Origin of the sequence: Mycolicibacterium palauense, assembly GCF_002592005.1 — a bacterium.
In the GTDB taxonomy this organism is placed as follows: domain Bacteria; phylum Actinomycetota; class Actinomycetes; order Mycobacteriales; family Mycobacteriaceae; genus Mycobacterium; species Mycobacterium palauense.
The window spans coordinates 1-12,011 of record NZ_NVQF01000018.1 but is presented as its reverse complement, the minus strand read 5'-3'; the positions used below and the strand labels follow the sequence as shown (position 1 = coordinate 12,011).

The 12,011-nt window shown below is 71.0% G+C and carries 9 protein-coding genes; 3 read left to right on the top strand and 6 right to left on the bottom strand.

Annotated features, from left to right (window positions below):
* Window positions 1-92 precede the first annotated feature (92 nt).
* From CSR00_RS09715 to CSR00_RS09705, 3 genes are read left to right on the top strand one after another with little or no spacing between them, the layout of a single operon-like run.
* The gene (locus CSR00_RS09715) at window positions 93-968 is read left to right on the top strand and encodes a 2-amino-3,7-dideoxy-D-threo-hept-6-ulosonate synthase (protein WP_099022193.1); all 876 of its coding nucleotides are present in this window, start codon (window positions 93-95) and stop codon (window positions 966-968) included.
* A gap of 32 nt (window positions 969-1,000) precedes the next feature.
* On the top strand, window positions 1,001-2,206 hold the full coding sequence (locus CSR00_RS09710; RefSeq protein ID WP_099022192.1) for a 3-dehydroquinate synthase II family protein: 1,206 nt from the start codon (window positions 1,001-1,003) through the stop codon (window positions 2,204-2,206).
* 15 nt (window positions 2,207-2,221) lie between these two features.
* On the top strand, window positions 2,222-6,112 hold the full coding sequence (locus tag CSR00_RS09705) for a lipopolysaccharide biosynthesis protein (protein WP_245905922.1): 3,891 nt from the start codon (window positions 2,222-2,224) through the stop codon (window positions 6,110-6,112).
* A 113-nt stretch (window positions 6,113-6,225) separates the two neighbouring features.
* Here CSR00_RS09705 and CSR00_RS09700 read toward each other — a convergent pair whose 3' ends face one another.
* The 6 genes from CSR00_RS09700 to CSR00_RS09675 all read right to left on the bottom strand — a co-directional run bounded on the left by CSR00_RS09700 (window position 6,226) and on the right by CSR00_RS09675 (window position 11,953).
* Window positions 6,226-7,215: an endonuclease/exonuclease/phosphatase family protein gene (locus tag CSR00_RS09700; RefSeq protein ID WP_176561983.1), complete on the bottom strand. Its 990-nt coding sequence runs from the start codon at window positions 7,213-7,215 to the stop codon at window positions 6,226-6,228.
* 44 nt (window positions 7,216-7,259) lie between these two features.
* Complete coding sequence (gene ribD / locus CSR00_RS09695) at window positions 7,260-8,264, bottom strand: bifunctional diaminohydroxyphosphoribosylaminopyrimidine deaminase/5-amino-6-(5-phosphoribosylamino)uracil reductase RibD (protein WP_099022191.1); 1,005 nt, start codon at window positions 8,262-8,264, stop codon at window positions 7,260-7,262.
* Window positions 8,258-8,941 carry a ribulose-phosphate 3-epimerase gene (gene rpe / locus CSR00_RS09690; protein ID WP_099022190.1) on the bottom strand — a complete coding sequence of 228 codons (684 nt, stop codon included), beginning with the start codon at window positions 8,939-8,941 and terminating at the stop codon, window positions 8,258-8,260. The genes ribD and rpe overlap by 7 nt, the downstream gene beginning before the upstream one ends.
* A gap of 14 nt (window positions 8,942-8,955) precedes the next feature.
* Window positions 8,956-10,365, bottom strand: coding sequence for an RsmB/NOP family class I SAM-dependent RNA methyltransferase (locus CSR00_RS09685; protein WP_099022189.1), 1,410 nt, complete (start codon window positions 10,363-10,365; stop codon window positions 8,956-8,958).
* The gene (gene fmt, locus CSR00_RS09680; RefSeq protein ID WP_099022188.1) at window positions 10,362-11,297 is read right to left on the bottom strand and encodes a methionyl-tRNA formyltransferase; all 936 of its coding nucleotides are present in this window, start codon (window positions 11,295-11,297) and stop codon (window positions 10,362-10,364) included. Before fmt ends, CSR00_RS09685 begins: the two co-directional genes overlap by 4 nt.
* A gap of 122 nt (window positions 11,298-11,419) precedes the next feature.
* Window positions 11,420-11,953, bottom strand: coding sequence for a LemA family protein (locus CSR00_RS09675; protein WP_099022187.1), 534 nt, complete (start codon window positions 11,951-11,953; stop codon window positions 11,420-11,422).
* Window positions 11,954-12,011: the final 58 nt, after the last annotated feature.

Here is a 12,011-nt window from a genome sequence, read left to right as displayed (position 1 = left end):
CGGCAGTCGCCCCCACGTAGGACACGACTTCCACATGATTTAGGCTAGCCTTGCCTATGCAAACCCTTGGGTCGCATTCGATCGGAGCAACCATGTTTGAAGACCGCGCGTGGCGTCGGCGCGGAGACACCGGGAAGCGGATTCGCCTGTCGCGGATCTTCAACACCCACAGCGGCCGCGCCCTGGTCGTGCCGATGGACCATTCGGTGACCATCGGCCCGCTGGGCGGTGCCGACCATGCCGACAGCACGGCGGGCATGCTCGCCGCCGCGGGAGCCGACGCGATCGTGGTCCACAAGGGACGTGCCCGTTCCATCGACCCGGTGCATTTCACCGACATGGGCCTGATCATCCACCTGTCGGCGGGTACCGAACTGGCCATCGATCGCACCGGCAAGGTGATCGTGGGTTCGGTGGAGGAGTGCCTGCGACTGGGCGCCGATGCGGTCAGTGTCCACATCAACGTCGGATCGCTCACCGAGGCAACACAGTTGAGCGATCTGGGCGCCGTGGCCACGGCGTGTGAAGCGCTCGGGGTGCCGTTGCTGGCGATGATGTACGCGCGCGGCCCGCAGACACGGTCACGGGGCGAGCTGGTCGACGCGCAGGTCGAGATCCAGATCGAGTCCCAGATCGAGACCCTGTCACACCTGGCGGCGATCGCCACCGATCTGGGCGCCGACATCGTCAAACTGGACTATGCGGGATCTCCGGAGGCGATGCGGGCGGTGGCCGACTCCTGCCCGCTGCCCATTCTGGTGGCAGGCGGCCCCGCATGCGGCGACGACGACACCGCGATCGCACTGGGTGCCGAGGTCGCCGCGTCGGGGGTGTCCGGTCTGAGCTTCGGCCGCATGATCTTCGATGCACACGACCCCCAGCGCGTCGCCGCCGGCCTGGCCGAACGACTGCACGACGCACGGAGCGGCACTTCCCGGCCCCTGCTGGCTTCCCGCGAATCTGCCTGACCGGCAGTTCCTTTCCCACATCCGAGGACCCCATGACCGAGCTTTCCGAGATCGTCACCGACCACATCACCCCCATGCCCTCCGCCGGGGTGAGTCGGCACCAGCAGCACTTCGCCTGGGTCGACCTTCGCGGTGTCGACGCCGACCAGCGCCCCGCCGTCATTCAGGCGGCCATCCACCATCGCCTCGACGGCATAGTCTGCGACGACGCGGCCACCCTGAGCGAATTACCACCCACGATCCGCAGGATCCTCGCCGCGGACAACCCTGACAACCTCGTCGACGCCGACGAGGCGGCGATCCAGCAGGCCGAGATCGGGGCGGCCGCGTACGGCGAGCCCGACCTGGTGCTGGTCCGGGGTGACCGTCCCACCGGGCCCTGGTCGGGCTCCGAATGGGCCACGCAGGTGGTGGTCTCGGATGCCGCGACGTTGCACCGGGCCTGCGATCTGGTCCGGACCGCGCCGTGGACGGTGCTGACCTTCACCGACCCGACGAAGATCCCGCTGGAGATCGTCATCGCCGCGGCGGAGAACTCCGACGGGCGCACCATCACCGTCGTCAACGACATCACCGACGCCGAGATCGTCAAGCTGGTGCTCGAACACGGTTCCGACGGATTGCTGCTGACTCCGACCGGCCCCGACGACGTCGCGACCCTCGCCCGTGTGGTGTCGCACCGCGCGGAGCGGATCGGCCTGGTCGAGCTGACCGTCGGCGGCGTCGAACACATCGGCATGGGCGACCGCGCCTGCATCGACACCTGTTCGCTGCTGGAGTCCGACGAGGGCTGTCTGATCGGCTCGTTCGCTGGAGGTATGTTCTTGTCCTGCAGTGAAACACACCCACTGCCGTATATGCCCACCCGCCCGTTCCGTTGGAATGCGGGGGCCGTGCACTCCTATGTCCTGGTACCCGAGAACCGGACCCGCTATGTCAGTGAGTTGCGCGCCGGACAACCCATCCTCGCCGTCCGCAGCGACGGGACCGCCCGCGAGGTACGCATCGGCCGGGTCAAGATCGAACGGCGCCCCCTGCTGTCGGTCACCGCGACCACCCCGCAGGGCGACACCGTCAACGTGATCACCCAGGACGACTGGCATGTCCGGCTGCTCGGCCCCGGCGGCACCGTCAACAACGTCACCGACCTCAAACCCGGTGACCGGCTGCTGGGTTACCTCCCCACCGAGTCACGCCACGTCGGACTGCCGATCACCGAGTTCTGCGACGAGCGCTGACGCCTTGCCGCCCGCATGATCGACAACTACTCCGCCGACTCCCCGCAGATCCGGCAGTCGCGCCCGTGGCTGCACGGCCGCGCACTGGGCATCGACATCGCCGCGGTCATCACGTCGAGCGCGGCGACCGGCGTTCTGGGCTTTGCCTTCTGGACGCTGGCCGCCCGCGGATACGCCACCGCCGAAGTTGGCCGCGCCTCGGCGATCATCTCCTCGGCGACCCTCATCGCGATCCTGGCCAACCTGAGCCTCGGCAGTCTCTACGAGCGCTTTCTTCCGCTGTCCGGCCATCACACGCGCCGCTACATCCGCCTGGGCATGACGACGATCCTTTTGGCCGCCGTGCTGTTCGGCGTGGTGTTCATCGCCGTGGGGCCCCGGGAGGCACTGTTCACCGGACCGCTGGAGACCGCGCTGTTCCCGGTGTTCGTCGCGGTCCTGGCCGCCTTCGCCATCCAGGACCAGATTCTCATCGGGCTGGGGCGCGCCCGAACCATCGCCACCAAGAACATCACCCAGTCGACGGTCAAGCTCATCCTGGTCGGTGCCTGCATCCCGCTGGCCACCGGCTCGGCGATCGTGTGGGCGTGGGTGGTGCCCGCCGCCGCGATCACCGCTCTGGTCGCCACCAAGGTGATCCGGCCCGTCGGCGGCCGCCGCGACGGGGCCCCGAGCCTGCCCGCACGTGCCGAGCTGGTTCACTTCTTCGTCAGCTCCTATCTGATCAACGCTGTCGGAGTCGTGGTGCCGCTTCTGGTTCCGCTGATCATCGTGGCTCGACTGGGCACCGAGATGAACGCCTACTTCTCCATGTGTTGGCTGGTGATGAACACCCTCGGCGTGCTGATCAACGCCACCGCGGCGCCGTTCATCGCGGCCGCCTCCTCACCGGGCGCCGACCTACGCTCGTGCACCGTGCGGTTCACCCTGATGTGTGGTGGCGCCGCCGTGATCGGGGGGCTCGCCCTGCTGCTCACCGCGCCGCTGGTGCTCGGTGTGATGGGCAGCGAATACGCCGCTCAGGGCACCACGCTGATCCGGCTGATGGCGCTGACCCTGCCTTCCCTGGCGTTGCTCACGATCTACGTGGCGCTGGCACGGCTGCAACGCAGACTGAAGTTCGCCGTGGCCGTCCAGATCCTGCTGGGTGTGGTGATCGTCTCCGGGGTCGCGATCACCACACCGCTGTGGGGCATCAACGCCGTCGGCTACACCTACCTCGCCGCCGAGCTCCTCTCGACCCTGCTCATCGCGGTCCCGACGGTGCGGTTGCTGCGCCGCGCCCTGCGCCCCGACGAACCCGACGAACCGATGGAAGACCACAGCAACCCGGCCACACCCGAGCCCCACCGCGCCCCCGCCGACCGTCCGCTGCGCTACCGGTCGGTGATCGACCAGTTCGACGACACCGCCCGGCGGTTCGCCGCCTCCCCCGCGGTGCGCACCCGACACTCCTGCGTGCACTACGGCGAGCTGGCGGACATCGCCGCCCGGTGGGGCGAGCGGCTGGACACCGACCCCGACCACCCACGGGCGGTCCTGCTCTCGGCCGGCTTGTCCACCGAGGCGGTGGGGGCGATCATCGCCCTCTTCGCGTCGAAATCGGTTCTGGTGGCCGTGGATCCCGGTCTGCCGGCCACTCGGGTGGGAGCCATCACCGACATCCTGGAGCGCTTCGGCTACCGCGTCGACACCCTGCTCACCGACGACCCCGACAGCGCCCCGGCCGACGAACTGCCCGCGCACTGCCGCGTGTCGTCGCTGACGCCCGGCTCCGGCCCGCACAGCGCACTGGCGCGCCATCGGTTCGGCACCGACGACGTGACCAGCATCCAGTTCACGTCGGGTTCCACCGGCGTCCCCAAGGCCGTGCTGCATAGCAACGGGATGTGGCTGTGTGACGCCCAGCTCCTGCACGACCGGTTCGGGATCGGCGCCCAGCGGCGGGTCGCCCTCTGCCTGCCAATCAGTTTCGGCGCCGGATTGAACGTGTTGACCGGCTCGCTCCTGGCCGGGGCGGAGGTGGTCGCCCTCGACCCGCGCACGGAGACGGCCCGATCGGCGTTCGAGCGGCTCGGTGATACGGGTGCGCAGGTCATGATCTCGACACCAGCGTTCCTCGACGCGGTCGCCACCGCGGCCGGCGGCGACGTGGTGCCCTCTCTGCAACGGATCATCACCACCGGTGAGGCGGCCCACGCCCGTCACGCCCATCGGGCGCGCCAGATGGCACCCCAGGCCACCTTCACCAACTGGGTCGGGTCATCGGAGGCGAGCGCGATCGCCGCCTACGACATCGCTCCCGGCGCGCCGATCCCCGAGGGGGCCATTCCCGCCGGCATACCGGCCCCGCACAAGGTCATCGACGTCGCCGCCGACGGCACGGTCTCGGTCACCTCGAAGTACCTTGCGCTGGGATATCTCGACCCCGCCGCCGCGGGCGGCACCTTCGTCGACAACCGGGACGGCACAAGGACGTTCTGCGGCGGTGACATCGGGCGCTGGGACCCGCCGGGAGTGCTCAGACTCCTCGGTCGCGCCGGTGCGGCCGTCAAGATCCGGGGCTACCTGGTCGAGCCCGCGGAGATCGAGGCGGCCCTACTGCGCTACCCCGACGTCCGGGAAGCGGCGGTCCTTGCGCTCGACGCCGCGCAGTCCTCCGGCGGCGCCACCGAACTGGTCGCCTATCTCGCGCCCGCGGGGGACGCCCGCACGCCGTCGGTGGCCGAACTGCGCTCACGGATCCATCGTGACCTCCCGCCCTGGATGGCGCCGGCTCATATCGTGATGCTCACGGCGCTCCCCCGCACCGAGCGCGGCAAGCTCGACCTGAACGCGCTGCCCCCGCCCGCGCGGGCACAGTCGGCGCCGCCGCGGGACGGACTGGAAGCCGCCGTCGCACAGATCTGGGCCGAGGTGCTCCAACTCCGTGAGGTCGGCCGCACCGAGAGTTTCTATGCGCTCGGCGGTGACTCGCTGACCGTCACGCAGATGCTGGCCAGGATCAGCGACCTGCACGGTGTCAGGCTGGCTCACGCCGACCTCGCCAAGGCACCCACCGTCGCCGAGTTCGCGGCCACGGTCACCGAGCGTTCGGGCGCACAGCCGCCGGCACCGCGGCTACCGCTGGCCCCGACGACGGTGCCGATACGTCACCTCTCGGCCGAGACGCGACCCGAGCCGCTGTTCTGCTTCACCGGCGCGGGAGCCTCGGCGCTGACCTTCCTCCCGCTGGCCGACCGCGCCGGCGCCGGCGCCGCGGTGTACGCCTTCGTCCCGAACGGGCTGGAGAACAGGGGCATTCCGGACTGGACCATCCAGCGTGCCGCCCGGCGGCACCTGCGTGATCTGCGACGGATCCAGCCCCGCGGGCCCTACACCCTGATCGGTCACTCGTTGGGTTCCTATATCGCGGTCGAGGTCGCGCGGCGGCTGGAGGCCGCCGGCGAGGAGGTTGCGCTGGTGGCCCTGCTGGACCCGTTCATCTCTCCCGGGGCGGTGCGCGGAATCCGCCGTTCGCTGCCCGACTCGACCCTCACCCTCGACGACAGCCGCCTGCGCCGCACCGAATTGTGGCGGCGCCGAATGCTTCTGCCGCTGGCCGGACTGGCCCACGGCAACAGTCGGCGTCAGTCCCAGGCTATGGAGGAAGTGGGGGTCAGGGTCGGGTTGATGCACCGCCCGGCGCCGTGGGCCGGCAACACGCTGTTGGTGCTCAGCCATCTCAACCGCGACGACGAACGCCTGTGGCCGCACCTGCTCACCGGCCGCCTGCGCATCGAACGGCTGGACTGCGACCATCATTCGATCGTGCGGGAACCGTACGTCTCCGCGGTGGTCGCGATGATCGAGGAGCAACGTTCGTCGCGGCCCGCATCCAGTGATGGCGTCTCGGCCCTCCGCTGACCCGCCGTCGGCCCCGTGCGCTGGATCGCGTTGCGGCCCTGGTTCGGCCGCGGTTCAGTATGGCCGCGGTTCAGTGTGGCCGCAGACCGTGCCGCCCGCGCTGTCCGGACCGGTCAGTCCGCCCGGGGCAGGCGGATCCCGCCGACGACTCCGCGGTGGTCCGAGCCGGGCAGGTCCACCCGGTGAAACGACACCGGTGTGGCTCCCCTGCTCAGAATCCGGTCGATGGCCAGCAGCGGCGGGTACCACCGGTCGGCGGGATAGGTCGTCACGATCCCGGCGCCGACGTGTTCGGCAGCGTCGAACATCGGTGCCGCCGTGGCGCCCGGTGCCGAATCACCCAGCAGGTCGCGAAACCGGCGGTGGTCGTAGGTCGAGTTGAAGTCGGCGCCCACGATCAACGGGTGCCGCTCGGCCGCGAACACTCCGCGCAGCCGGCGCAGCTCGAGATCCCACTTCCAGGCCGGCTGCGGGTAGGGCGGCACCGGATGCAGCGCGTACACCGCAACGCTGCCGGCTCCCGGGATATCGGCCAGCGCCCGGATGTTGTGCAGCGCGAATCCATCCAGTTCGGCCGGCTCGCTGAGGGGATACTTCGCGAAGATCGCCGCCCCGCCCCCACCTTCGCGGGGCCGAAGATAGGAGTGCGGAAGCAACCGTTGCAGCCCGGCCGCCGCCAGCCCCCGGGCCGCGCCCGGAGTGAGTTCGACCACCGTGAGCACATCGACGTCCTCGGCACGCACGGTGTCTACCAGCGCCTGCGGATCCGCCTCACCGAGACGGATATTGGCCTGCATCAGCGTGATCGACACACCGCCGTCGGCGGCGTTCGCCGCCGTGCCCCGGAAAAGCGGCGCCTGGGTCCAGGCCCCCAGCGCCACGACCACCACCGCCAACCCGGCCAGCACCCGTTGGCGCGCAGCGAGCAACAGCGCCACCGCGAGCACACCGGCCAGCACCAACAGCGGTGTGAACGAGGCCACCAGAACGATTCTGGTGCTCACCAGGCCGCTGAAGTGCGCCCCGACACCGGCCAGGGCGACCAGCATCGCGGCCACCCCGACCGCGATGAGCACGCGGCGCAGCAAGGTCACCCCTGCCATCCTGGCACGACTCGTCGGCCGGCGGTGTTCTACGCCAACGGGTCTCAATCCGGCACCAGCGACAGCCGCAGATCCGGCCCGATGGGCTGCACACCGTCGAATCGCCACCGCCGCGCCCGGGCGATGGTGGGCACACCGACGTCGTCGACCGCTGTCACGGGCCCGCCCAGCAGAATGGGGGCCAGGTAGGCCAGGATCCGGTCGACGAGCCCGGCCCGCAGGAACGCGCCGGCCAGAGTGGGCCCACCCTCGAGCAGAATGTCGGTGCGGTCCCCCAACGCGCGGATCACCTCCCGCGGGTCGTGCGTCCGGATCACCATCGTCCGAGTGTCATCGTTGAGAACCCTTGATTCCGGCGCGATTTCGCGCATACCGACCACAACCCGCAACGGCTGTCGGGCCGCGAGGCTGCCATCGGGCAGGCGCGCGGTCAGCGTCGGGTCATCGGCGAAGACGGTCCCGGTGCCCACGATGATCGCATCGGCCACGGCGCGGCGGCGGTGCACGTCCGCGCGGGCGGCCTCTCCGGTGATCCACTGGCTCGTGCCGTCGGCCGCGGCGCTGCGGCCATCGATGCTGGCCGCGTACTTCCACGTGACGTGCGGGTGGCCGGTGCGCTGCTTGTGCAGCCATTCCCGCAGCACACCGCCGCCGACCAGCCCCACCTCGGCCCCGGCCCGCACCTGTACGCCCGCCGCGGACAGCCGCTCGGCGCCCCCGGCGGCCACCGGGTTGGGGTCGGCGACGGCGTACACCACCGAGGAAACCCCCGCCGCCAGGAGGGCGTCCACGCAGGGCGGGGTGCGACCGTGATGGTTGCAGGGTTCGAGGGTCACCACGGCGGTGCCGTCGGCAGCCCGGGAACCGGCCCGCCGCAGCGCCACCACCTCGGCGTGGGCGCCGCCGGGTGGTTCGGTGGCCCCGACCCCGGCCACGGCGCCGTCGCGGTCCAGGATCACCGCACCCACGGGCGGATTCGGGTATGTCGCGCCCTTGACCTGTTCGGCGTGCTCGACGGCCAGGCGCATGGCCTCCTCGACGCTCAGCATCGCAGATGCGGTGAGGCCGCACCGGCCTGTCGGCGCAGCGCGGCCACCGCGGCGGCCGGGTCCTCGGCACCGTAGACCGCCGACCCCGCGACGAAGCAGTCGACGCCGGCCTCGGCGGCCGCCTCGATGGTGTCGGCGTTGATGCCGCCGTCGATCTCGACGAGGATGGTCAGCTCACCGGCGTCGACGAGCCGGCGTGCGGTGCGCACCTTCGAGAGCACGTCCGGGATGAAGCTCTGGCCCCCGAACCCCGGCTCCACCGACATCACCAGCAGGGTGTCGAAGTCGCGCAGGATCTCCAGGTAGGGCTCCAGTGGGGTGCCCGGTTTCACCGACAGCCCGGCCTTGGCGCCGGCCGCGCGGATGTCGCGGGCGACTCCGACCGGGTCGGCGGCGGCCTCGACGTGAATGGTGACGTTGTGGGCACCGGCTTCGGCGTAGGGCGGGGCCCACCGGTCGGGGTCGTCGATCATCAGATGACAGTCCATCGGGATGTCGGTGGCCGCGAGCAGACTCTCCACCACCGGAAGCCCCAGCGTGAGGTTGGGCACGAAATGCCCGTCCATCACGTCGACGTGCAGCCAGTCGGCGCCCTCCACGGCGGCGGCCTCGTCGGCCAGCCGGGCGAAGTCGGCGGACAGGATCGACGGGGCAATCAGTGGGGGCCGCGGGGACATGTGGCTACCTTAAGTCACCGGGTACGCAGCAACGCAGCGGCAAACATCGCGTCGGTCCCATGCCGGTGCGGCCACAGCTGCACCCAGGTTCCCGCCGGTCCGGCGTCGAGGTCGGCCGCGGGTGCGAACAGCGGACGGGCATCCAGCGCTTCGACCGGCTGCTGACGCAGCGCGTCGGCGACCACGCCGGCGGTCTCGGCCAGGTGCGGCGAGCAGGTGGCGTACAGCACGACACCGCCTGGCCTGGTCAGCGCGATCGCGGCCGCCAGCAACTCACGCTGCAGCCTGGTCAGACCCGGAATGTCGGCGGGCTGTCTGCGCCAGCGCGCCTCGGGACGGCGGCGCAGCGCCCCCAGACCCGTGCACGGGGCGTCCACCAGGACCCGGTCGAACCCGGGCGCCAGGCCCGATTCACGGCCATCGACGCGCAACACCTCGACGCCGAGGCCCCGGGTGTTCTGCTCCACCAGTTCGGCGCGACGCGGCGCGGGCTCCACCGCGGTGACCGTGGCATCCTGCTGGGCGCCGATGGCCGCCAGCAATGCGGTCTTGCCTCCCGGGCCGGCGCACAGATCCAGCCAGCGTCCGCCGTCGGAGCCCTGCACCGGCGCCAGCGTCAGGGCACGCGCCACCAGTTGGCTGCCCTCGTCCTGGACCAGCGCCTGGCCGTCGCGGACCGGTGCGAGCCGGCCCGGATCCCCGGCGGGCAGATACACCGCGTAGGGCGAGTAGGTGCCGGGGGTGCCGCCCACGGCGTCGGCGAGTTCCGCGGCGGTCAGGGCGCCCGGACGTGCCGCCAGATGCACGCCGGGACGCTGGTCGTCGCTGGTCAGCAATTGCTCCAGTTCGGCGGCGCGCGCGCCCAGCGCGTCGGCGAACGCCTGCGCGATCCACCGCGGGTGGGCGTGCGCGAACGCCAGGTGGCCGACGGGATCGGTGCTGATCGCCGGCGCCAACTCGGCAATCCAGGATGCCTCGTCGCGCCCGGCGATCGTGCGCAGGACACCGTTGACGAATCCGGCGCGCGCCGAATCGAACTCGATACCGGCCTGTTCGACGGTGGTGGAGACCGCGGCGTGTTGTTCCACCCGGGTCCTCAGTAGCTGGTAGGCGCCCAGCCGCAACAGGTTCAACAACACCGGGTCGATGCGGTCGGTGGGCCGGCCCGCGGCGGCGGCGATGACGGCGTCGAGCAGCCCCAGCGTGCGGCAGGCCCCGTAGGTCAGTTCGGTGGCGAACGCGGCGTCGCGCCCGACGATCCCGCGTTCGTTCAGCAAAGCGGGCAGGGCCAGGTTGGCGTAGGCGTCGCGGTCCGAGACCGCCGTGAGGACGTCGAACGCGGCCCGCCGGGCCGGATCCAGTGGTCTGCGCCGCGGCCTGCGCGGCCCGGTGCCGCCGCGGCGGGGGGCGTGTCGTTCGCTCATGACGCCTTCACGGCACGCATCCGCGCACCCCTGGCCCAGTCGGCGGCGTTCATCGGCTTCTTTCCCGGTGGCTGCACCGTGCCCAACTGCACTGGATCCGAACCGGTTCCGATCAGCACCCGGTTGCGCTCGACGCTGATCTCCCCGGGGGCCAGCCCGTCGGTCCCGTCGCCTGCCCCGACAACCGACACCGGCCCCAGTTTGAGGCGCAGGTCACCGACCATCGTCCAGGCGCCCGGGTTGGGAGTCACGGCGCGGATCTGGCGGTCCACCACGAAGGCGGGCAGCGACCAGTTCACCCGCGCGCCCTCGACACTGATCTTGGGCGCCAGGCTGATCCCCTCGGCATCCTGGGGCACCGGGGTCACGGTCCGGGCCTCGATACCGTCCAGGGTCGCCTCCAGCAGGGCCGCGCCCGAGTCGGCCAACCGGCCGAGCAGGTCGCCGGCGGTGTCGGTGGGCCGGATCGCCTCGGTCACCACGCCGTAGACGGGTCCGCTGTCCAGGCTGGGCTCGATGAGGAACGTGGTGGCCCCGGTGATGGTGTCGCCGGCGGCGATCGCCGCCTGGACGGGGGCGGCGCCCCGCCACGCGGGCAGCAGGGAGAAGTGCAGGTTCACCCACCCGTGTTCGGGCACCGCCAGCAGCGGTTCGCCGAGGAGGGCGCCGAAGGCCACCACCGGGCAGCACTGTGGCCCCATCTCACGCAGTTCGGCGAGGAACTCCGGTGAGTTCGGGCGCGCCGGTTTGAGGGCGGGGATCCCGTGCTCCTCGGCCAGCCGGGCCACCGGTGACGGGGTCGGCCGGCCGCGCCGGCCCGCCGCGGCGTCGGGCCGGGTCAGCACCGCGACCACCTCGTGGCGCGGTGAGGCGATGAGCCGGCGCAGTGCCGGTAGCGCGGGTTCCGGGGTGCCGGCGAAGACGAGACGCACCCGGACAGTCTAGGAGGGTGACGATGCGGCGAGGGACGAGCCGCTGAGGAACCCGACCACCAGGCACCCGAGGGTGACGATGCGGCGAGGGACGAGCCGCCGGGCCAGCGGCGGGTGCGGCCCTACGGCTTCTGGTAGAACTCCCGCTGCGACACCCCGGTGGCGCCCGCGACGAACATCCACGGAATGGTGGTGATCGTCTTGTTCAGGGTGGCGACCGCGTCGTTGTAGTACTGGCGGGCGAAGGCCAACTTGTCCTCGGTGTCGGCGAGGTTCTGCTGGAGATTGAGGAAGTTGGTCGACGAGTTCAGCTGCGGATAGGTCTGGCCCAGGGCCAGCAGCGGAGCCAGCGCCGTGTCGAGCTGCGACTCGGCCGTGCTGCGCTGGACCACCGAGGTGCCCGCCGTGGCCGACGCCAGTGCGGCTCGCGCGTCGGTCACGTGGTCGAGGATCGACTTCTCGTGGGCGGCGAAGGTCTGCACCGTGTGCACCAGACCGGGTACCAGGGAGGCGCGCCGGGTCAGCTCGACGTCGATGCCGCCCAGAGCCTCGTCAACCCGGACGTCGGCGGCCCGGATCCTGTTGTAGCCGATGACGAAAGCCAGCAGCACCGACACCGCGACCACCAGGATCACAACCAGCAGTACGGTCACCATGATCCACCGCCTCCTCCTCCGCCACCACCACCGCCACTCCACAACTAAAGCCGACGAA